General features: G+C 55.0%; 14 protein-coding genes and 4 pseudogenes. 16 read left to right on the plus strand and 2 right to left on the minus strand.

Features of this window, described 5'->3' with window-relative positions:
* Positions 1 to 18 precede the first annotated feature (18 nt).
* A pseudogene (locus ACP96_RS13985) lies at positions 19 to 294 on the plus strand (IS4 family transposase); the annotation flags it as partial.
* Here the strand turns inward: ACP96_RS13985 and ACP96_RS13990 are convergent.
* Complete coding sequence (locus ACP96_RS13990) at positions 269 to 712, minus strand: restriction endonuclease (RefSeq protein WP_237561672.1); 444 nt, start codon at positions 710 to 712, stop codon at positions 269 to 271. The pseudogene ACP96_RS13985 and the gene ACP96_RS13990 sit on opposite strands and share 26 nt — an antisense overlap.
* Before the next feature lie 127 nt (positions 713 to 839).
* Here ACP96_RS13990 and ACP96_RS19945 point away from each other — a divergent pair.
* Positions 840 to 929: pseudogene (locus ACP96_RS19945) on the plus strand (IS5 family transposase); the annotation flags it as partial.
* A gap of 116 nt (positions 930 to 1,045) precedes the next feature.
* Here the strand turns inward: ACP96_RS19945 and ACP96_RS18070 are convergent.
* Positions 1,046 to 3,409 carry a restriction endonuclease gene (locus tag ACP96_RS18070; RefSeq protein ID WP_082222575.1) on the minus strand — a complete coding sequence of 788 codons (2,364 nt, stop codon included), beginning with the start codon at positions 3,407 to 3,409 and terminating at the stop codon, positions 1,046 to 1,048.
* 400 nt (positions 3,410 to 3,809) lie between these two features.
* Between ACP96_RS18070 and ACP96_RS19770 the strand changes: the two genes are divergently transcribed.
* From ACP96_RS19770 to ACP96_RS19625, 14 genes and pseudogenes are all read left to right on the plus strand, one after another.
* On the plus strand, positions 3,810 to 3,938 hold the full coding sequence (locus ACP96_RS19770) for a hypothetical protein (protein ID WP_272913232.1): 129 nt from the start codon (positions 3,810 to 3,812) through the stop codon (positions 3,936 to 3,938).
* Between the two features lie 668 nt (positions 3,939 to 4,606).
* Positions 4,607 to 4,759: pseudogene (locus tag ACP96_RS19845) on the plus strand (helix-turn-helix domain-containing protein); the annotation flags it as partial.
* A gap of 31 nt (positions 4,760 to 4,790) precedes the next feature.
* A complete protein-coding gene (locus tag ACP96_RS19360; protein ID WP_050033776.1) occupies positions 4,791 to 5,021 on the plus strand; it encodes a hypothetical protein in 231 nt (76 codons plus the stop codon).
* A 4-nt stretch (positions 5,022 to 5,025) separates the two neighbouring features.
* Positions 5,026 to 5,817 (plus strand): hypothetical protein, encoded by a 792-nt coding sequence (locus ACP96_RS14005; protein ID WP_050033777.1) that lies wholly within the window; start codon positions 5,026 to 5,028, stop codon positions 5,815 to 5,817.
* Between the two features lie 678 nt (positions 5,818 to 6,495).
* A complete protein-coding gene (locus ACP96_RS18080) occupies positions 6,496 to 6,723 on the plus strand; it encodes a hypothetical protein (protein ID WP_082222572.1) in 228 nt (75 codons plus the stop codon).
* Positions 6,716 to 10,015 (plus strand): ATP-binding protein, encoded by a 3,300-nt coding sequence (locus ACP96_RS14010; RefSeq protein WP_082222573.1) that lies wholly within the window; start codon positions 6,716 to 6,718, stop codon positions 10,013 to 10,015. Before ACP96_RS18080 ends, ACP96_RS14010 begins: the two co-directional genes overlap by 8 nt.
* Entirely contained in the window at positions 10,015 to 10,656 is a 642-nt protein-coding gene (locus ACP96_RS14015; RefSeq protein ID WP_004594464.1) for a DUF7680 family protein, read from the plus strand. The genes ACP96_RS14010 and ACP96_RS14015 overlap by 1 nt, the downstream gene beginning before the upstream one ends.
* Positions 10,657 to 10,663: 7 nt before the next feature.
* The gene (locus ACP96_RS18085) at positions 10,664 to 13,552 is read left to right on the plus strand and encodes a DUF1156 domain-containing protein (protein ID WP_082222574.1); all 2,889 of its coding nucleotides are present in this window, start codon (positions 10,664 to 10,666) and stop codon (positions 13,550 to 13,552) included.
* Between the two features lie 17 nt (positions 13,553 to 13,569).
* Complete coding sequence (locus ACP96_RS14030; RefSeq protein WP_050033779.1) at positions 13,570 to 17,520, plus strand: helicase-related protein; 3,951 nt, start codon at positions 13,570 to 13,572, stop codon at positions 17,518 to 17,520.
* A gap of 874 nt (positions 17,521 to 18,394) precedes the next feature.
* Positions 18,395 to 19,210 (plus strand): recombinase family protein, encoded by an 816-nt coding sequence (locus ACP96_RS14040; protein ID WP_050033781.1) that lies wholly within the window; start codon positions 18,395 to 18,397, stop codon positions 19,208 to 19,210.
* Entirely contained in the window at positions 19,203 to 19,610 is a 408-nt protein-coding gene (locus ACP96_RS14045) for a hypothetical protein (RefSeq protein WP_050033782.1), read from the plus strand. Before ACP96_RS14040 ends, ACP96_RS14045 begins: the two co-directional genes overlap by 8 nt.
* The gene (locus tag ACP96_RS14050; protein ID WP_050033783.1) at positions 19,600 to 20,478 is read left to right on the plus strand and encodes a hypothetical protein; all 879 of its coding nucleotides are present in this window, start codon (positions 19,600 to 19,602) and stop codon (positions 20,476 to 20,478) included. The genes ACP96_RS14045 and ACP96_RS14050 overlap by 11 nt, the downstream gene beginning before the upstream one ends.
* 267 nt (positions 20,479 to 20,745) lie before the next feature.
* Positions 20,746 to 21,842 (plus strand): annotated as a pseudogene (locus ACP96_RS18095) (IS630 family transposase).
* Between the two features lie 545 nt (positions 21,843 to 22,387).
* The gene (locus ACP96_RS19625) at positions 22,388 to 22,750 is read left to right on the plus strand and encodes a hypothetical protein (RefSeq protein ID WP_237561673.1); all 363 of its coding nucleotides are present in this window, start codon (positions 22,388 to 22,390) and stop codon (positions 22,748 to 22,750) included.
* Positions 22,751 to 23,407 lie beyond the last annotated feature (657 nt).

Below are 23,407 nucleotides of genomic sequence, written 5' to 3' on the forward strand. Positions count from 1 at the left end.
AGAGTGGACAACTAGCGATTGTACGCAGCGCTGCTGTCGCTGCTTGTAAGCCGCGATCTGTTGGATCTAGTCACTGAGCAGGCGGATGATGAGCTTGTGTTTCCGACAGAGCGCTGGGCGGCGACCTTCCGGTCGCACGCCCAGCTCATTCTCCACGAACTCGGTGAGTTCCTCGGCTACTCACCGCCGCCGCTGCTCGACCGGCTGATCGAAGACGCTCAAAAGATCCACCAGCAACGACCAATCTTACAAGAGACGCTCGCTACCGCTACACAACCGAGGTGTGAGGCTTAACTAAAGACGGATGCTCCCAGGGGCTTTCCTCGTTCCAGCGACCGTGTTCAACGTTCTCTCTCCATAGGTACTCCGCAAGGTCGGGGTCGTGTCGGAGTTGGAGGACTTGCCCCCTCGCGACGAAGGCGCCATCGTGGTAGACGAGCGCGATGTCGTTGCGTTCGACGTTCCGCCACGTCCCATCTACTGAGGTCCCCCAGACGTGGACGAGATCGTCGTCAGATGTCGTCTGAAACAGTTCGAGATCCTCGTCATTGAGGTAGGACTCAATATCCTCAATTGGGTGCCCATCTCGGATGAACTGTTTGTAGTCCTCAAACACGTTGTCGCGACCAGCAGGGAGGATCACGATTCCGGTCATGCTTGAGTGGAAATTATCGGTGGGAAGCCATCCGTGTTCGGTTAAGGCCGTGAGCATCTTATCGACCCGTCCTGGGCTCTGACCGAACACGCCCAAACGACCGAAAACGGTGTCTCAATGGCTTGGATCAAGGTAGATCCTGCCCCCAGAATATTACTGTCAGTGTTAACCGAACACCAATGGGGCGAGAACGTGGTTCGGTCAATTCCGCGAACTTGTCATGAAATCAGCGGTGCGAAACATCGAACACGCGATCGAGGGGGCACACCGCTGAACGCTGGCGTCTAAACAAGGCCCAGACCGTATATTCAGCACATTCGTTGGAGTCGATTACCGACTGTGAATATTAACAAAGCCACAGGATCGGATTTTGAAATTCTGTGAAGAATATTACGATTGGGGAGGAATTTGAGATTCACTCAGTCGCTTAATAAGATCGTCCGAAGATGTAAGAGTAAGTTCAGAGCCGAAGTCCTCTGCGTATTGCTTCGCAGTTTTAGTGAATTTCGAACTAGTTATGATCTCAACCTGATCGGCATCTCCCTTAGCGAGAGTACTCACGAGTTTTTGAAGCGGTTCTCGTCCTACTGTGTTACCCGCCTGAAAGTGTTTAACTTGAATCGCAGTTTTCTTCCCATCATCTGTCGCCCAAATATCTACTCCAAGATCTGCCGTAGATTGGGTTACCTCTACCTCATAACCCTCATCACGATAGAGATCACCAACGATGTATTCAAATTCTCGCCAATCATATTCTTCCAAATCATTCGAATCCCAGAGTCCCCCGTTAAGCCTAGATAATTCACTATCTACTGGTTCAAGAATAGGTAAGTATTGTTCATCTACAGCAGTACTAATACTTTTTTTCCAAAGTTTACGGTCAATTGATGGGTGATTATAATCTAATTCCGCAAGTAAACCGAGCGCATTCATGGATATTGTCAGAATACTATTAATTTCATCAATTGTTTCATTCGGTAACTCGCTATCTCTGCTCTTTTTTGCTAGAATAGGGACTAGAGATTCAAAACCATATTCTGTATGATTTTCTGCAAGACTGAGTGCTTTCTGACATGCTGTCAAATATTCTTCTAGTTGGTCGAGATATTCACTAGACGGACCCTCTACTAGCTGACCATGAGCGATCGATACCTGATTCGAGATCGCGTCAGAGAGCTCTTTTTTACCAGAGATTGTAGTCTCTCCTAAACCATCTTGTATATCAGCTGCATACGAAGATAATTGATTAAATCTTTTATTGCGACTTGCTATCTGTTCTGCCGACGATATCCTCCTTAGAGCCTCCGACGGAGCTTCTATCTCACAAATAGTACTTATATCTATCTCATCACTAGGTAAACCCGATGTATTGAATCGGTCATAAATACGTGAGGGGGGGTGTTCATAATCAATTTGATTCGCAAGGGATAGCAACCCATGTAGTACATCTGTCCACGTCGGCACACGATGCTTACTTGTAGACCCCGTATGCCGGGTGAACTTCGGATACTCCTGATAAATGTGGTTTATTAGTGTAGTTCTATCGAAACTATCGAACGGGGTTGTCTCTAGTTCTGATATAAGCGGTTCAATTTCAGAATGGGTTGTGAATAAACTCTCAAGCTGATCTAGTCGTGATTCAGCTGATTCCAGTGACTTGTAGGGTGGCCCAAATTGATATATTATCGACTCAGGTAAATCACTCTTTGGTGGTAGCCATGCTGCAGCGCGCTTCATAATGTCTTGCGCTTGATGATCGGAAATACCCTCAATATTTGTCACTTGGTGACTTTTTACTGCAGTGAGATCAGCAGCGGTCCATAATTTATTATTGTTTAATTGCTGTTGGATTCGAGGACTTACACCTTGAATCGATTTGATGGAACGAAAGCAAGTCCACGATTGTAATTCGGAAGCCAGTTCTTTATCAATACCATCTACTTCACGTAATGTATTTATATTTATATTACGGATGGCACTTAATGTCTCGAATCTGTCTTGTTCAAGGGCCCTGACTGTCGATTCGTCTAAATGATATATTTCTGATATTTGAATTTCTTCACGTTCTATAGACTGGGATCTGAGTAAACTGTTCCATCGAGCCCAAACTTGAAGCCACAATCGGAGCTGTTCACTGTCAGTAACTATATCCTCAATTGAATTTTTTGTTATCTCAGTATCGACCACATCTCGGAGGCGGCTAGTAACAACTTCAGACCGCGATAATGCTATCATTGAAGCCTTAGTTGAAGGATTGAGATAATATTCTTGTTCCGTATCCTCTATGGATAGAATTTGATACAGTTGTTTTATCCTATTTGACCAATCGCCACCAGAGAGACCTTCCGGGTCATATCTTTCGAGATCATAAGTAGATGAGTTAGTATCGACGACCTGATTAGCTTTTTTCCACAGTTGCTGATACCGTGATGGCGTATGTACATTACTACTGTGATTCGGTAGTGATTGAGGCTCTTGGCCTTCACTAACGTTCGAAGATGATTGAGATTCCCGTTCCGCTGCGTTTTCCATTTTTTCAGCTAGATTCTCTAGGTCTAACAGCACGATCTTTTGAACACCAGATGAAAGGTTCTCTGGATCGAATTTATCAAGTGGATAGGAATCCGACGTTTTGTCATCTAGTCTAACTACTTTTTTCCAGATCTCTTGGTATTGTGCTAAAATTTCTTCGTGTTTTGTGTTTGTATTAGAACTTTTTTTAGAAACATCACTAGATGAGCCTTCATCTTCCATGTGAATATACTAAGGAATTGTTTCTCTGTTAAATCCCCATACCACACTATGCCTTGATGTGGATTGTTTATTAAACCACATTTGTATATTAATATCTTGTTATTCAAAGAAACGGTAAACACGTACGCTCTTCAGTAGGAGATTGTTGATACAGCCTCCGAGGTTGGACCTCATTCAGTAGTTACCCGTCAGAGCTGCTGAGTCGTATGTTCTCAATCTACTCAACGCACCGCAGAATCGCAAGATGGCTCTTCATCAACAATGTGCTACACATGAGCGAACACGTAATATCTTCGGGGGTACTATAATTCTGAGACGATCGAGCCGCTGTCTGTCTGGACACCGGATGACTCTGATGGCAGACACCAGTACTAAACGCAAGCACAGATGTCTATACATAGTGACAGCAGATCCAGTTCCTGCGGACACTAGCAACGAGCTTCGAACCGGGACGCTCTGTGAGATCGCCGACGGAGCAGGTGCACAGGACTTCGACGAGTTCTGTGACTGGATCGATCGGAACGCGTAGACATTGGGAAATCAGGTGCGGGTAGAGCAAGGACTTCTCCAGCCAATTCATGTGGAGTAAAAATCTCTTTGATTAACCAACATAGGCGGCAGAAACGTCTGATCTGTTGGTTAACGACGATGCGCCGCCGGCTGGGGCCGTACAGACTTTTCAACGATGCGACTGCACACCTACCCGCCCGCGCTTCTCGACCACGAGCGGTGGATACGATGCACCGGCGAGGACGAAAGCTCCCATTCGCGCTGTGGAGTGACACCGACCCGACGCCGACAGTCCCGACGACTTCTCTCGGTGGAAATGGGACCGGACCGAGAATTACGTCGACGGCGACACAGTCGCGATCGCCCCGGCGAACAGCGACGAGTTTTAACTGCTCGCACTAAGAGGTATTCCGGGCCGGAGCGGCGGCCGAGGAGTTTGTTGTCGTCGCCGAGGAGTCCCCGGAACGTGTTTCACTTCCCGACCCTACACTCCGGCGTTTCGGCTTCTACTGGTGAATTGAAAAGTCTGGTCCTACCGTCGACATGCTGCGAGAACCCCGGTTCCAACCCGTTCACACGCCGGTACTAAGTGACGTCAAACCGAATGAGTACGCTACGCATGACCCGTCAAACACTACGATCCCGCCTGCTGTGCCCTGGGATGGTCACCCCGTGACCGACAACGCGCGTGACGACGCCGCCCGCCCAGTGACGGCGACGGAAGTCGTCGAAGAGTTGGCGATCGCCCGGCGGACCGCACACAACAAACTGAACGCGCTCGTCGAACGCGGGACGCTCGACACGCGGAAGGTAGGGGCGCACGACCAGGTGTGGTGGATCTCCGAGCGGCGAAAGACGGTTAAGGGGGCGTATGACCCGAGCGACCAACGCCGGCGCGACCACGTTCGCGCCGAACGTCCTCGACGACGCCCTCGCGGTGACGGGCGACCGACTCGGGCGGGCGGACCTCGTCGACGCGCTCGCGGACGGGAGCACGCTCGAGACGGCGAGCTGGTGGAGGCGAGCGGTCGACCCCGGACTCCGGCGGCTCGTCGGGTGTCAGGTTGGCGATACAGGTATCTGTGGAACACCAGCAGGGTAGAGCCATGACCGACGAGAACGCCTCCTTCGATCGCGACGCGTGGCGCGACCAGCTCAGCGAGGAGGTTCCGCCAGATCAAGACGGCCTCTTCTCTGAGCGTCGCGCCAAGGAGATCCTCAAAATGTACGACCACCTTCGCGAGCACGGTGAACTGGGCAACGACCATCTCGCCTCACTCGCCAGTCCCGACATCGTTAAGTGTCGAACTCCTGAGACTTTTTGGGCAAGTGTCGTGAAGGGCACAGACACGCTCCGGGCCCTTCCGGGCGTCATATCGCCGAAACCGGGGACTGGCGACCCATGGGAATATCGACCACTGGCTGGCGAGGGGCGAAAAATGAGCGCGAACGTCTCGGTCTGTGCCATGTGTTGCGTCGCCGAACCCTACGGCGGCTATCAGCTGCCCGCGCCGTGTGTTCGGCTGCTCGACGGCGGCGACAACGTTGATCCGAGCGCAATTGATGGCGAAGTGGCGGTCGAACTCTGCGAAGAGTGTACCCACGTCGCGCGGCGTATGGCTCGCGACGACGAAACGTCGCCGCTCCCCGAGTGTGACGCCGACGCCGTGAGTTGGTCAAGCGCCGAAGTATGGAACGGGCAACGCCAGGTCGATCGGCGTACTCTCCGCGCCCAGCTTGACCGGAGAGAGATCGCCGACCAGATCGAGATTGTGAAGGCTCACCGCGACGGCGACAGCGACCGGTTCAGCCCCTCGAAAATTGACGAAGCGTATGTCACGCTCTTGTCGCTTCGCGAGCTCGGGATCATCGGGCACGACAACGACGACGAGGAGTGAAATGAACGCGAGAGCCGCCGCTCGCCGGCGTGAGGGTGCCACGTGCGAATCCGCATCGCACCGGTGGGAATCAGCCCTAAGCACCTGATTCCTTTCGCGGTGTGGGTTGTTGCGGACACACGCCGGACGCTGATATGGTGGTGTGTACGCGATGATCCACGCTGGTCGGCCGGGTTCACGGTTCCGACGGGGCGGTCGAACGCGGGTTATCGTCGACGGCGCGGACGGCGAGCGGGACACGTCGATCTTGGTCCCGAACGATTGTGTGGTCGACCGGTGACACATGATGCCGTCGAGCCACCCAAACGGCCACACACCTTATAACATATCGAGTGTAAGCAGGGTGCCCACAACGAATTTGACTTAAGGCGATAACGCCGCAATCTCGCTCACGATCGTGCTCTGCTGGATCTCTTCTTCGGCCTACCGGATTCCGGTCATATCTTTGGTGACCTATTCTCGGGAGCCAAATAATTGGTTAGTGTCTCTCGCTAACAATATCGGGCACCTGTAGCAAGAAGGTGAATACTGCGATTAGTTCGACTTCTAGTAGTTGGCAGTTTTATGCTGTATTGTGTCGAATGAGTGATGTCCCACCCAAAATAAATGCTACAGCTGTTGGTTCAATTTAGACTAAGTAAAGGTTATAATGGTTCCATCATGTGATGTAGATATCAGATGACTCAGAAGACAATTGGACAGAATACCGGTCAATCAGGCCGAGTGAATCTATCCGGTCCTGAGCTTGATCAATTCCGTGCGGAGGTTGGAGATCCAATCAAGGTAGATATTGCTGAGTCGAAAGGGATCGCCAAAGCGATCATAGAGAACAGTTCGGAGGAAGAGTTCGTGATTGTCTCCAAACCAGCTACTGATTCACCACCCACGGAGGAATCCAATGAGTAGCAATCATCCGTCTCTCTTCGAAAGCTGTCAACCTCGTGACGACGTCTTGGACGGATCACTTCAAGAGGAAGAGTTCGCTGCGAAACTCTCGACCGTCGTTCACAACCCTGAGAAGGCGGCACCGGTCTACCGAGATCCAGACTCATTCTATGATATGACCTATCCCACGGAGGGACTCCGTACGCTGCTCTCCAATCTCACTGGGCGTTTCTTGGCGACGACAGAATACAACCCTGGATCCTACACGTCGAGTATCCTTTGCCTCGATACGCGTTTCGGTGGTGGGAAAACCCACGACCTCATCGCTTCATACCATCTTGCCGAAAATCCTGCCCAGATTGACGACCTCTCACACTACCTGCTGAACGGTGATAAGGAACTTGCGAGTGACTACCAAAATGCGGTAGCCGAGGGCCTGGACATCGCAACGGGGGTTTTCATCGGGACGAAAGCTGATAGCAAGGATGCCCGACACGCCGACGACGACCCCGATGCCCCGAAAACGCGGACGATGTGGGGCGAACTCGCGTACCAACTCTACGGGTTCGAGGGCTACGAGTATCTTGAGGACTATGACCAGGACAGGGATGCACCCGGTGAAGGAACGCTTTCGAAACTCTTCGCCCGGCACGACCAGCCGGCTCTCATCCTGATTGACGAAATCGCCGACTACATGAACAAAGCCGCGGGCACGCCTGTCGGCGACAAGACGCTCGCCGATCAGACGCTTTCGTTCGTGATGGCGCTCCTCGAAGCGGCTGCCGAATCGGAGCACGTCACGGTCGTCTACTCCATCGCGGATACGGCGTTTGGTGAGCAGGCCGACCGGGTTCGTGATGGCGTCCGCGATCACATTGAGGAAGTCAACGAGATCGGCCGCCGGCAGCACAAGACGGTCACGCCGACCGACGAAAACGAGATCGGACAAGTCCTCCAGCACCGACTCTTCTCGGAAGTCCCAGAAAACGCCGCGCGCGAAGCCGCTGACTCATACTTCCAATTCTATGACCAGGAAGACCGGCAGTATCCACAGGAAGCCACCGACGCTGGCTACGTGGATGTCCTCGCACGCGAATACCCCTTCCATCCTTCCTTAATCGACGCTCTCACGGACAAGATCGATACAATCCCTCGATTTCAGCGCACTCGTGACGCCCTCCGCTTACTTGCACGAGCTGTCTATTACCTTTGGAATCACCAGCCCGACAGTTACGACCGCCACTGGATTCGGATCTACGACCTCACAGTCGCCGACGACGATCCTGGCGGTGGGATTCAGACAATCCTTCGTGAGCGCCTATTCGACTTCGTCGATCTCGGTCCCGCAGTGACCGCCGACATCTACGACGACGATGGTACCGCGCACGCTCAGCTTGAGGACCGAAAATGGACAGAAAACGGCCTACCACCTCTCGGTACCCATCTGACGACGACAGTTCTCTGGCACAGCCTCGCATACGGTGAACAGGCCGCTGGCCTAACTCACGCCGATTTGAACCTCGCCATCGGTCATCCCGATCTGAACTTCGACGACTACGATGCCGCACTATCCGCACTCCGGGGCGACGATATGGACGTCGCGTGTTACTTCCTCTACGAGGAAGAGCGTCTCCGGTTCAAGCAAGAACCAAACCTGATCCGGATCATCGACCAGCGGATCGAGTCAACCCCCGATGCGAGCGCTCATTCGCGTTTTGAGAACCGCCTCACGTCGAAGGAAATCGGCGATGGTGGCTTCCATCCGGTGGAGTTCCCTGAATCGCCGGCGGACTTACCGGATACCCCGGATACGCCGAAGCTCGCGGTGATGCATCCAGACACCGCTGCTGTCGAAAACGGCGGTGATACACCGCCGAACCGAGTGACTCAGCTCTATGAGCAGCAAGCCGCAAAACACGAGGGAGAGACTGAGACGCGAATCTACAAGAACTACGCTCTGTTCCTCGCCCCTGACGACGACCGAAGAGATGCGGCGGTCGACGAAGCTCGACGTCTCGAGGCTATCGAGGCCCTGCTTGATAGCCCTGAGCAGAAAGCCGACCTCTCCTCGGAACAAATCGAGGAACTCCGAGAACGGAGCGACGAGGCACAGCTGATGCTCGGAGAGCTCGTTCGGAACGTCTACCGGCACCTCTACTACCCTGATCGGGACGGGCTTACCCACATCACCATCGGTGCGACCGAATCCAACGGCGGGACGACACTGGTCGACGCTGTCCAGACAACGCTCGAGGATAAGATCGTGAAACGCGACGCCGGCGCTCGTGGGTCCGCTCACGTCCAACAGAAACTCTGGCAGCAGACCCAGGACGCTATGTCCACCGAAGCGCTGGTCAACCAATACGCGAAGAAGCCGGGGCTGGACTACCTCTTCAGCACAAAACCGATTCGAGAGACTGTCTCCTCCCTCGTTAGTGACCACGGGTACGCATATTGGGATGGCGAGTCTGAGACAGCGTACTGGGTCGGGACAACGGAGCCTGAAACGTGGCCGCATCCGGAACCGTTCGCGAAATCCCCCGATGTCGAGACCTCGATTCGGGACAGCGATGTCCAAATCGGGAGTGCCTTCGTCGTTTATCGAGATATCGACGCGCTCGTCGACGACCACCTCGACGAAATCGACCGGCCAGAACAGACGGTTGCTACCTGTGCCGAGTGTGGGGCGGAGGTTGAAAACCCAGAAGGCAACGAACCTTACTACTGTGAGGAACACCAGTCCGATACGACCTGTAGTTCCTGCGGAAAAGAGGTCGCTAGCGAGCAGCTGCTGGACGAACGCGGCCGATGCCAGGAGTGCCAGCCCGACGAGTCCTGGGAGGCAAGTAAGAAGATGATGTCTGCCTCACGGGCATTTTCGGAGGTCCGTCGCGATGCGGAATCGAAGGCCGGAACTGACCGGACGCCGCTGCTTGAAGAGGTGACCATCCAGGTCGGTGGGGACGAACCTTTCCAAGCGGCCAAGTTCATCAGTCAGCGTCCCGGATTCAAAGCTCGCGAAGACTCGGTGACGGTTCGAATGCAGTACGAAACTCGGACTGACGACGGGACGTACAGCGCGGAATTCACAGGGTCACCGAGCCGATTCCGGGACGTGATCGACCAGCCAGGCTCGTTCGGCGATGATCGAGAGACCATCCAGTTCCGCTTCCAGTTTGACGAGCCCGAACCGATTACTGACGAGGGTGACGACCTCCTCGCTGCCCTCGATAATGACCTCGATGCGGGCAACATCGACGTCCGGGTCGAAGGGCGTGGCCCGATTCAGGCGAGCTCGGAGGTGACGGTCTGATGGCGAGTCGCGGTTCGGAATTTGAGACCTCACCCGCCGAGGGGACAGAGGAGGATCGGCTGGTTCGCTACGGGACGAGTATGTTCGGTGGCCGCCCGACGTTCACACTCGTCCGACGAGAGACAGACGGCGGCGGAGAGTGGACGCTGCATGAACTACTCCCTCGCGAACAGGCTGAAGCCCGCCGTGATCGCCTGGAGCGGGATGGTCGTTCGCTGAGTATCACACCAGTCGAGGATCTCGTCTCGGACATTGCTGGGGACGACCTCCTATCCAAGCTCGATGGTTGGACGTGGGATGAGTGGGCCGGCGCAAAGGTCGCACGGCTTGACCCGACCCGCGTCCGTGCGCTCCAGGACGTCGTCCGGGAGGCGATTGAAGGCACGCCAGGAGATTCATCAGAAGTTCTCACTGGCGGGGCTGGGTTCGTGTTCCTACCCGAAACGGCAGGCGTCCGGCTTGCTGTTGCCTTCCGTGGCGTGAAGCCGATCCAACGTATCGACCGGATGCGGTCGCTGGCTCGCGGCGTTGCACGGATGAGCGATGAGGAGTGTTACTACTGGTACGCAAAGTGTCGGTCTCCATCGAGTCCGAACGGCGAGAAGGCCCTTCGAGTGTTGCTGACGGACCACATCGAGTGATCTAACTATGAGTCAAAACCCCGAAAGCCAGGACAGTGATTCGGAGCTGAAGCGTGTCGCAATTGAGGGGAACCTTCCCCTGAAGGCGGTTGGCATCGAGAATCTGAAAGAGGCTAACCCCTACTTTATGCCGCCTCATCGGTATCTTCACCCGTGGTTTGCACGTCGTCCAACTCCAGCTTCTAGACTGGCTATCCTTGCCTCCATACTTCCTCCAGAGGTGGACGCCAACACGCTGCTGGATTGGATGCAGATCAAGCCTCGTGACGAAATCGATGTCGATATTGAGGAATACGTGGCAGAAAAGAAGCGTACTGAAGATGATCGGGATGGAAACTTAGAAGACCACTACGGATATCCTCGCCCGTACACTCGGACACCGACTACAGATGAGAAAGCGGAGATGCACGAGTTGCTTCGGGAGCATTGGGACGGAGAGCTACCTACTGTCTTAGACCCGACTGCCGGTGGGGGCGTTATTCCGTTTGAATCTCTGCGCTATGGCCTACCGACAGCAGCGAACGAACTCAACCCTGTCCCGACTGTGATGCTTAAGGTCCTCCTTGAGTATGCTCCCAGCGTTGGTTCTCTCCAGAGCGAACTCAACCAGTGGGCCGACCGAATAGATGAACTTGCTAGCGAGGAGCTTGAACCATATTTCCCGAGTGATGGTGAACGGCAGACACCTTCCCACTATGCGTGTACTTACGCAGTTGATTGTCCGGAATGTGGCTGTGATATCCCGATAACGAAGAAGTGGTGGCTTCAGAAGCAATCCTCATCGAAAGGTGTCGCAGCACGCCCTTCTGTGTCTAATGATGGTACCGAGATTGAGTACGAGGTTGTTAGACTCCCCGATGACGTTGAAAAGTCTGAATACAACCCCCAAGATGGGCCTCATACTCGGAGTGGAGCCGAATGTCTCAACTGCGGTATCGTAATGGAATCCGACACCATTCAAGACCGGATCCGTAATTACGAGTTCGAGTATGAAATCTACGGCGTGAAATATGAGAAATCGAGTGGGGGGACTGCCTGGAGAGCGCCTATTCCGGAAGATAATGAGGCCCAATCAAAAGCGGCAGATCGAATTGAAGCTGATTTTGAGCTTAGCTCGCTTCTGGATGTACCGCGCTATATTGGTGACGAAGACCGTGCAGGACCATATGGCGTCACTAAGTGGCGGGATGCATTCACACCAAGACAGCTGGTAACTCAATATGAGTATCTCCAAGCTTACAAACAGTGCCAAGCTGAGATCTTCGAACAGTACAGTAAGCAAAAAGCAGAGGGAATACTGGCTGTATTAGCGTTAGTGGCCGGAAAGACTGTAGATAGAAATGTTCGTTTTGCGCCTTTGGACATCAGTAATGGCCTCCTCGGAAATTCCCTCGGTGGTAAACACTTCACACTCCAGTGGTCGTTTGTCGAAAACAACCCTTCGGCAGGGAATCAGAGCTATCAGGATACTGTTGATCGAGTTAGGGACTCTTACGAAGAAATCGCCGATTATCTCCGTGATGAAGATGCGGAAAACGTCCACGTCTCACAAAGAGATGCTGCCGATCTATCGTTTGAGTCAGATTCCATCCAAGCCATCGTAATTGATCCCCCTTACTACGATAGCATCATCTATTCTGAGATGTCCGATATGAGCTATGTTTGGCTCAAAGAATATCTCCAAGATATCTATCCAGACATCTTCTCTGACGACCTTACTGACAAAAGCCAAGAGGCGGTTGCTAATGTGGCCGAATACGAGGAAGTCGCTTCGGATTCCAAATCTAAGTCCGAATTAGCTGCCGAGGACTACGAGAACAAGATGGCGGAGATTTTCCAAGAACTCTACCGTGTTCTCGAGCCCGGCGGTGTGATGACTGTCATGTTCACCCATAAAGAATCCAGTGCATGGGATACCCTCACAAAGTCGCTGATTCGATCTGGGTTCACCATCACATCAACCCACCCAATCACCAGCGAGATGCCCCAGCGGACCGACACCCGTGGTGGCGGTTCAGCTGACAGTACTCTGCTGCTCACAGGGAGAAAACCGCACGATAGTAAGACGGAATCTGAAGCGGTACCAACCCTGTGGAGCGATGTCCGTGCTGAGACCCGTGAAGTAGCGAAAGAGGCAGCGAGAGACCTGCTTGATGCTGGCCTCTCTCTGACGAAAACAGACGTCATCATTTCGGCGTTCGGGCCGACACTGCAAGTTTACGCAGATGCCTATCCTGTCGTCGACGACCAGGATAATGAGATTCCTCCACGGCGAGCTTTAGAAGAAGCACGCGAGGCCGTAACGCGAGTCCTCGTCGAGGAATATCTTGAAGGCGAGCGACTAGACGACTTGGATGACATCACAGAGTGGTATATCCTCTCCTGGCTGGTTCACGAATCCGATACCTTCCATTACGATGACGGCCATCAGCTGGGGCTCGGTATTGGCGTCGACATTGACGATATTAAGCGCTCTACGAAAATTTGGGGGAAGAAACGTGGGGATATTCAGCTGAAAACTCATGAGGACCGCGTCCAAGATATCACACTGCCCCCCGAAGAGAGATCTAACCGGACGCCCGTCGATCCTGAAGCGCTGTCCTACACGATCGCCCTCGATGCGGTTCACGCCGCTATGCACGTCTACGAGAAACAGGGCGAGGACGTCGCGATCGATTGGCTCAAAGAACGCAACTTCGACACAGACGCGGGCTTCAAGGCAACACTGAAAGCTCTCCTGCAAGTTCTTCCCCAGAGGAGTTCGGAATGGGAAGCCGCTCGTGACCTCGCCTTAGGTCGGACCCACGACGCACTTGGTCTCGAATTCACCCCCACTGATTTCACTGACGTCTCAGAAGACAGGGCCGAACAGACCGAACTCGGTGACCATGCCTAACTCGAAACTCCTCTAGTATGACTAATCTACGTGACCGCGAGTGGCAGTCCATCTACGAGAGCAAACCCGAGCAGGGACGCGCCCATCTCGTCAAGGACTTCTACGAGCCCGCATTGGAACGCAGCCAGCAATACGACCGGATTGCGGGCTACTTCTCCAGTACGGCACTCGCGGCTGCTGCCAACGGCATTCACGCCCTCGTCGAGAATGATGGTGAAATGCGTCTCATCGTCGGCACCGAACTCTACGAGTCAGACCGTCCGGTTCTAGAGACGCTCACCGACCGCCTCGAGGAAAACCTCGAGGACCTCGATGACGAACGCCTGGATGCGAATCTCCGTATTCTCGCGCGTCTCCTCCGCGAGGGACGGATCCACATCAAGGTCGCCTATCCACGCTCTCCCTCTCACGATTGGGAGATCTTCCATCCGAAAGTTGGACTCTTCCACGATAGCGACGGAAACACGATTTCGTTCGAGGGCAGCGTCAACGAGACGGTCGGCGGCTGGGCTCGCAACTATGAGCGGTTCAAAGTTCATCGGTCGTGGGTTCCTGAACAGGCGGACTACGTCGCCGGCGATGAGGAGACCTTCGAGCGATTGTGGAGTGATGAACATCCCTTCGTCGAAGTGTATGACCTCCCCGAGGCGATCGAAGAGGACATCATCGACTGGAAAGCCCCAGACACCGAGAGCGATCTCCAGGAAGCGATTCAGATCGCGAACGGTACAGCTCCGCCGACGGAGCGCGACAAAGCGAACATCATTCAGGATGGACCGCTCTCGCCCGGTGGGCTCGCACTGGCCGAGGAGGCGAGCACGATCACGCCGTGGCCGCATCAACGAGTTGTCTCGGACACACTCGTCAATACGTATCCACAGAGCTTCTTGCTGTGTGACGAGGTGGGACTCGGGAAGACGATCGAGGCCGGTCTTACACTCTCCCGGCTCGGACTCACCGGCGAGCTGGAAACCGGGTTGTTGCTGGTTCCGGCGAGTCTGCAGCGGCAGTGGCAGGAAGAGCTCTGGGAGAAGTTCAACATCAACGCCGTCCGATTCGACCGGGATACAGCGGGCGATCACGTATTCCGGGACGTCCGCGGTCGCGACCACTATCCACCATCGGCAACGGACCTCGACCTCACTGGGGAGCGCGAATGGGCGGACAGCCCCATCTGGCGGTTCCTCTACGAACAGCAGTCGACTGATGCCGATGCATCGTCGCCGCTGGATGGGCCGACGGTCGTCATTATGTCCTGGCACACGGCTCGTCTCGACGACCGGTGGGATCAGGTCGCTCCCTTAGACCGGGTATCCGACCGGTCTCGGGACGTCATCCCGGCAAGCTGTCGCGGACGCGACCACGATACGGAAGACCGGATGGGCGTGTGGGACGCCGTCATCGTCGACGAGGCGCACAACGCCCGGCGTGGCAGTAATTTCTACGCTCTTCTCGAACAGCTTCGCGATTATACGCACGCCTACTACCTCTTGACGGCTACCCCGATGCAATTGCACTCTGGCGAACTCTACGATTTGATGCAGTTGCTGGATCTTCCGGGTGGTTGGGATAACCGGGATACCTTCATGGAGTTCTTCGAAACCCGAGACGGGCTGTCGCAGGCCCTCAACGAGGTTCTCGACAACCCTAGTTCAGAGTCCGACGAAGCGGAGGCTTCCTGGGACACGCAAGCCACGCTCGATGGACTGGAACACCAAGACCGGCTCCCGACGGACCGACCATTCTCCTCAAAAGTCTTCCAGCACCTTGCAGACGAACTCGAGATCAATGAGGACAGACAGGACCGTGCCATTGCCAAAGAGCGTGTGCTGACCGCGTGCCGGCTCGCACGAGCCTATGGAGACGCCTACGACGGCTATCTCGACCATGTCGACGATGCGATGGCAGATTATGACATCGACCGCTTCGAGGCGAGCGAGGATACGAAACTCAAACGACTCCTCTATCCTGAAGACGCCGACGAGTGGTTGATGGCGTCCCGCAGCGACCGACAGGACGCACTTGACGAACTTTCCCCGGGCGGTTGGCGAGTCATCCGCTATGTTCTCGCAGAGTCCACGCCCGTCGACGCGCTCATCCATCGGAATACACGGGATACACTCCGGAAGTACGAGGCGGTCGGACTCCTCGATACGACCGTTCCGAACCGGAATCCCGAACAACGGAAAATCGAACTCACCGAGGAGACACGCGCGGTCTACGACCAGATCGACGAGTACACACGTGAGTTCTACAAGCGAGCCCAACAGACTGACGAAGCCCAAACACGCGCCATCGGGTTCGTGATGACCACGTACCGGCAGCGACTCACGTCGAGTGTCTATGCGATCAGCCAGAGCCTGAAACACCGGCTTGAGACACTCCGGGCGCAACGAACCGTGCTCGCCGGTCGGGAGCGCGCTCGTGACCGGGACTATGGTGATGCGGAGCAGGTCGTCCTCGAAACGTTACAAAATGCGGACCTTGACGACGGGGACGTTCTGGATGAACTCGACGCTAGTAGCGACGACCTGGACCTCTCTGAACTCATCCCGAGCGTGACTGAAGAGGGGAAACAGCTTATCGAGGAAGAAATCGAGGCCCTGGAAGCGTTCGTCAACGACTTAGACTTGGTTGATACTGACCCGAAGATTCAGCAGCTGTACAACGACCTCGACGAGCTGGACCGGGCTGGTCACAACCGGGTGATTGTCTTCACGCAGTACGCGGACACAATGGACTTCATCCGGGACAGTCTCGCGGACCTTCTTGGAGCAACAATCGCGACGTACTCCGGTCGTGGCGGCGAGCTGTACGACCCCGATTCTGAAACTTGGGAGCATGTCGGGAAAGAGCGCGTGAAGCGTGAATTCTCACGTGATGATGGGCAGGTCGATATCCTCGTCTGTACCGACTCCGCGAGTGAGGGGCTAAACCTCCAGGAGTGTGGGGCGCTCATCAATTACGACCTGCCGTGGAATCCGATGAGGGTTGAACAACGTATCGGTCGGATTGACCGCATCGGCCAACGATTCGACGAGATTCGCATTCTCAACTACAGCTACGAAGATACGGTTGAGACGGACATCTACGATCGCCTTGACGACCGGATTGGGCTCTTCGAAAACGTCGTTGGTGAGATGCAACCCATACTCTCCGGCGTCAGCCAACAGATTCGGGATGCGACCTTGAACGCGGACAGCGCTGACGACCAGTCTGTAGTCGAATCAGCTGACCGCGAGTTCTCTGAAGAACTCGAAGAACGCGATCAGGGCGACCGCGTCGATGTCGGAGAGTCACTCGAGGACGTCGACGACCTCGTCGCTCAGGACGTCGTCGACGAAGCAAAACTTGATGCGTGGCAGTCCTACAGTCATCCAGATCTCGTCGATGTCGGCGAGGAGGAATACGAGTATCAACCTCCGTTCGAGACACCGAGTCTCCAGTCAGTGTTGGTCGATAACGACGCTCTTGCCGAGGCCGGTGTCGAATTCACCCCGGTTCACGAGATTGACTTTGAGTACGATGACGGGGACTTCGACTTTGCGGACAGTACATATCGCCTCTCAGTGGGTGACGCACCGATTGAGGTCCCAGCCGGGGATGGGGAACAGACGATTGCACAGGCAATTGCGACTGCTGCTGATGAAGTCGCGGTGACGTTCTCGGCTGTGTGTGCTGACGAGTTCCCATCGGTTCAGCATCTTGCACCAGGTCATCCACTTCTCGGACAGCTCCTCACAGTACTGCAGGATGTGAGTGAGGATACGTCGCGACTCCAACAGCGAATCGTGACTCGACCCGACCAAGACCAAGAGCCAGTCGTGTGTGCGTGGGGACGGGACGGCGTGTTCACCCGGATTGCAGGCGATGGGACTGTGACTGAAAATGGACCGATGGATTCCCTTCCGACGTGGTGTGATCAATTCCTCGACAACCGAGAGAAGTCAACAAAGCAGCCACAGTAGCTGGGTAGTTTTGTAAGCATGGACTTCCCAGATGAACCAATAGATCCAAACACTGCTCTTGAAGCAAATCTCCGCACTATCGGAGACAGTGCGAGGCTGTGTACTTCCGAAGAGCGAATGTGGTATGTCTAATTCACTAAAACTACCTAGTCGCCCGTCTGCCGAGTACAAAGACTAACAGAGCCACCAGAAGCGCACCGACGAACGCTTCGATCATCACCAATAACTCAGTCCACCCGACAGCGGTAAACTCGGTACTACTCAGCGCGAGAAAATTACGAAGGCTGTAGCTGAGTAGATCCCTGCTAGTCAACACGAGTTCTGTGACGGATGTCGGTGTAGATACTGCTTGTTCCCCCGCTCTTTGTAATCCGAAAAGGGGTAGCAACAAGGTGAACGCAAAAATCACGAAGATCGACGTGAGTACAACTTGTACTGCTCCCTCGGCATAGAGCATCGTCCAACGCTGTAGTGATAATTTCCCCCAATTCGTGAACTCATTTTCAGTGAGAGCAATCTTCCGTCGAGCATGACGCTCTCGGATATAGTAGCGCCGGCTGCGTCCTGGTAAAGAGTTCTCTCTAAAGAGTCGCTGATAGGTTCGGTAGACTCGGATAGCATCGTTGAGCTCGGCGATTTCATCTTCAAGACGATGAGATGGACGGATACGGTTCGCTAATCGAACGACTGCAGGATACACGTCACCGAGAAGTCGGCGTACTGCTCCGACTTTCGTCTGACTTTCCTCCTCCCCGAATAATCGCTGGTCTCGACCGGGGATGGTCGGTTCTAACGCTCTATCCGATTTGCAGTCCTTCCAGAAGTATTCCCAAAAGACCCACTCTTTATATGATACGATGAGAAAACCAGAACTATGACGAGAATCGGGCTGTACGCCCGTGTCTCCACTGACGAGCAAGATGCTACCCGGCAGATAGAGGAGGCGCGCGAGTACGCCCTTCGCGAGTACGACGATCCGGAGGTCGAGCTCTACGCCGACGTGATCGGCGGTGCCGAAGAACAGCGCGGCGCAGAGTACGAGCGGCTGTGGGCCGATATCGGTGACGGGAAGCTCGATGCCGTCGTCGTTCACGAACTCTCTCGACTCTCCCGGCTCGGCGCCGGCGCGACACACGAGTTCCTCGAACACGCGCTCGAACACGAGACGTCGGTCAAGGACCTGGAGGTCGGCCTCGAACTCGACCTCGACGACGGGATCGTCGACCGGGCGGTCAAGCAGCTGATCGCCGGCGTGATGGGCGACCTCGCTCGGGTGGAACACAAACAGAAGCTCCGGCGGATCAGGTCGGGGATCCGCGCGGCTCAGGAGGCCGGGAAGTGGACCGGCCGCCCTCCCCGCGGGTTCGAGGTCGACGACGACTCCCGTCTCCGCGTCGACACCGAGGAGTTCCTCCGAACGCGAGAGGCTATCGCGAGAGTCGAGCGCGGGGAGGGGAAATCGACTGTCGCTAAGGATACGGGTGTTCCTGTGAGTACGCTCTCGCGGCTCCACGAGGAGCGTGCGGAGCTTTTCCTCGCAGGTGAGGGTGACAAGCTCGATGGGCGGGTCGACGCCGCCGTAGAAGAACTGCGGCCGCTCGAAGATCTGCGGGGTGAACCGGCGGAGGACCTCGACGAGCGGATCCGCTCTGTCGTTCGGGAGGAGCTGGAGGCGGCAGCCGATGAGTAACGACGAGACGATCGTCGAGGAGTACGAGCACGACTGCCGAATCGTACGCGAGCACATCGAAGGAGAAGAGGACCGATTCCATTACGAAGGTCCGCTAGGCCGTGTGAAGTCGTTCTACTCCCCGGAGAAAGCGCAACTCTATGCCGACGTACACACCGTCACCGGCGGGTTCCGTGAGGAGAAGACCGGGGAGCGGGGTGTTCCCCCGGCCGTTGCTCGTGCTCGCGAGGACATCGTCATGGTGTATCTCGTCTCGAACCCGTCGATGGGTGTCAAATGGGTCGCCAGAGCTTACGATCTCTCCGAGGACCAGGTGCGGACGTACGTCGAGTTAGTACAGAACCGGGCTGCTGAGATGCGCGACCGCAACCCAGAAGAGCCTGACACAAATGAGTTCTGACGAGGAGACACTTGTACTACAGTATCACTACCTCGATGACCGACGGTACTCTATCGAATTCATCACTAATGACCGCGAAGAGTGTCTGAGACGCGCCGATGCGTATACAGACGAGGAACACGTCGCGGTGAACCTGCGTGTAGAGCAGATTGGCGATGAATTGATTTATTTAATCTATACCTGGGAGAGTTACGACGCCGGACTGCCAGACTCTGATGACGACGGCATCGAGTGGATTTTGGAGAATTTCACGCAACGGAGCGCAGTCGTCGTCTCGACCGTACTGGACATCTTTGATGGGATTCTTGAGGAGAAAGTAGAGCAGAACAGTGATTTCCGGACGTACAAGGGCATACACCTCGACCGTGTTCCAGATGTTCTGAATCGAGTACAGTGGAAGCAGTCTGTACCCGACGTAGCGGCGGAGCTACTGTCCTATTTTGTGCTCATACACCCAATGCCGAACACCAACCACCGGACAGCGATCGGCCTAGTTGATCGCTATCTCACGTCGTACGACGCCGACTTCGAGGTGCCCGACACAGGCGAGGAGGGGGGATGGTACGACTGGATTGCGGGGTTCATCTACGACTCAAAAAGGATTCTCACGCTACGGAATCACCTCGCCCTATTCCGGTGGGCAGAACACTACGGGTACGGTGCTGTTGAGCGGAAGGAAGGAATCGTCATCTCGTTTGACGACGTCGATCTCGATCGACGGGACCACCACGAGTACTACACTCAACGCCACCGCGAGAGGACCCGGGAATTCGTGAGGCGACTGTTAGAAGAGGCAGATGTCACTCACCTACGGGAGGTCACTGATGATGGAAGAAGGGCGTTTATCGACAGGCTACAGGCGGAGTAAGCACTCAGTCTGGGAGGTTGGCTAGCTTCCGACCAACCTCACGCGAACCTTTGCTAAGCTGGGACCGCTCACCAGCCCGGTCATCGAGGGCAGATCGAAGTTCTTCGTAGTCCATGCTTGCTCTGGTCTACGCCGCTCTCACTTATGAAGATGGTGTTCGAGCAAATTGTTCCCGGTCAGCTGCTCCTCAACCCGAGAAGTTCTTACAGGTCGTGGGCCCATTAATGAGTGAGGAATCTTTTGTAGGGTCGGTTCGAAGTGCTGGTAATGGGACGCAAGCGACGCAAAGAGATCAAGCGTCACCTTTCGGAGGAGAAGCTCGACGAGTTTCTCCGTGACGCCGAAGATAAGCACAGAATTCGGCGTCTCGGGTTCGTGAAGAATCTCTATCAAGGCGATACGATTGCGGAAGCTGCCGACCGCGAAGCTCGGTCGGCAGCGACCGGCCGTCGATGGGCGGATGCTTGGAACGAAGGCGGACTCGAAGAATTGATGCCGAGTTTCGGGGGCGGTCGGCCCCCGAAACTTGACGAGGACGAACAACAAGAACTGCTCGAACTGCTCCAAGAGGGTCAACCATGGAAATCACAGGAGATACAGCACCTCCTGGCAGAGGAGTTCGGTGTCGAGTACCACCCAGATTACCTCGGGAAGTTTCTCCGAGATCTTGGGTTGTCGTACGCAAACCACGTCCAAAACGACCGAATAGGCCAGAGAATCCCGAGGAAGTCCTCGACGAGCGCGTCGCTGACGCGCTCGACGAGACTGACGACGAACCCCACAACAAGGAAGCAGGTGACGAAGAAGACGGATGGGTTGTTGACGATGATATTTGTACAGACGGCGGAACAGTCGTCGGTTTTTTCGATGCCTCACACCCGCAGCCGTACGATAATTCGCGGCGGGTGTGGTACGTCGATGACCCACACGTTGAACGGCCGTTAGTCAAAACCGAAGATTCGGCGGTTGGATTTTATGCGTTAAACGGAGAAAGCCTGGTTCGCTGGACTGAAACTGAGGAGAAAGAGAAGATCTGCAGCGTCTTAGAGACGGTCCGCGAGCAGAATCCGGGACAGCGGATTCTGCTCGTCTTAGACAAGCACGGATCGCACATCTGTGAATACACGCGCAAGCGCGCACATCAACTTGGCATCGACCTGATCTTCCTTCCATCAGGTTCGCCGCATCTCAACCCAATCGAGCAAGTCTGGAAACAGCTGAAATGGACGATGTCGCCGATCATCGTCGGCGACGAAGACGAATTCCACGAACTCGTCAAAGACGTATTTGAACAAGTGACACAGCGAGTCAGCTACGCGAAGAAGTGGTGTGAGAAGTTCCTTACCGTTCAGAAGTTATCTTGATCATTATAGGGCCCACGACCTATGATAATTGTATTTGAGCCGCGAGGCTTTCGCACGGCCTTCTTCGACGTACTCGACGACGTCGATGCGAGCGAGTTTCCCGGAGAGAGCGGCTGATGACGCCCTTGTCGTAGCCCAGCTCATCAGCGAGCGCACTTGGATCCGTAGCCAGCACCCGCGGGGGTAGTGTGGTTCCACTGGGCGAGATAATCAAGCCTGCCCCGGATTCTGTATCCGGGGACGGCTCGCCCCACACCGCAGGTGGTCTTAGGATTGGTTGCGCACGTACTGTACCGCCACGTAGATGAGCGCCGCCAGAACGCCGAGCGCGATTGCTGGCCCGAACTCACTGACGAACGCGTCGATGAGCATGTTCATGCTCCAATCGCAGGGACGCTAGAAAGCCGAATAAAAACCTGCGCGCCAGTTACCGGCGTCGAACGCTGTCAGAGTTCTGGAGTCTCGTAGCCGATGTAGACAAAAACGATAGCGAGACCGATGAGAGCTCTCGGGGTGGCGTGTACCTCACCTGCCACCGGGTCGATATGGAACGCGCCGGTCGTACCCCACACGACGCCGGCGAAGATGGTCCACACACCGAGCGCGACCGCGACGTCTGCGGCCTTCCGCCGCGACCTCGAAACGCGGCTCCATCGCTCCACCGGCTCTACGAGATCGACGTTGACTTCCCCCACCTCGACGACGACCCGGCCTACCTGGCGATCCCCGCGCGCATCCAGAAGGACTACCCCACCGACCGCTCGCCGAGCTACGAGGAGATGAACCTCGCCGTCGACGAGAGTACCTACGACACGGTCCCCCGGCGGAGCGCATCCGTGAGTACGTGCGCGGGGTTCGAGAGCGAACTCAGGAGCAACGAGAAGAAAATGACTCTTGAATGTCAATAAAACATAATTGGTACTACCATCTTGGATTTAGAGGGATTAATCGCAAGACGACAGAGGGTTCTTCTCTAACGCTGGGATCACCGTCTCAGATCTTTCCAACCAGAGGGGTAAATAGAGGAGTCTCATAGGTTGACACCTACATTTATTCCATATTTAATATTTGTAAAAATGTCCTCGGTGCCAAGTCCTATAGTGGCCGAACTCTGGCGGCACGCACTACTTTATTACATTAAACAAAATAGGAATAATATGGATGTACTAGAAGAATTTCTCTTCGGTTCGCTAGCACTATGTGCTAGCGAACTGCGGACGGATATCTCAGGGAGAAACCGGGAGCGCCGGTCATCGGGTGGTGGAAGTAGATCGCCATAAACATCGAAGAACAACCTACACGTCAAACAGGGAGATACTGTAGTTGTCGAGGTATGCCGCTTCCGCGAGGAGAAATCCCCTTCATCTGGCGACAAGATTAGATCGAGTAGCTTCGCGATAGCGACGAGATCTCGAAGCTATCATCTTCAGTGTTGACGGGAACTAGAACTCTGGATAATTCGAGCATCGACTTCTCGGCTGCTTTTCGCGAGGAGTATGTGTTTAGCCCGAAGTGATTTCGCTGCTGTCTCATAGGAGGCGCACAAGTTCTTTGGGTGTGTGGAG

The sequence above is a fragment of the Halorubrum halophilum genome, assembly GCF_000739595.1.
GTDB lineage: Archaea > Halobacteriota > Halobacteria > Halobacteriales > Haloferacaceae > Halorubrum > Halorubrum halophilum.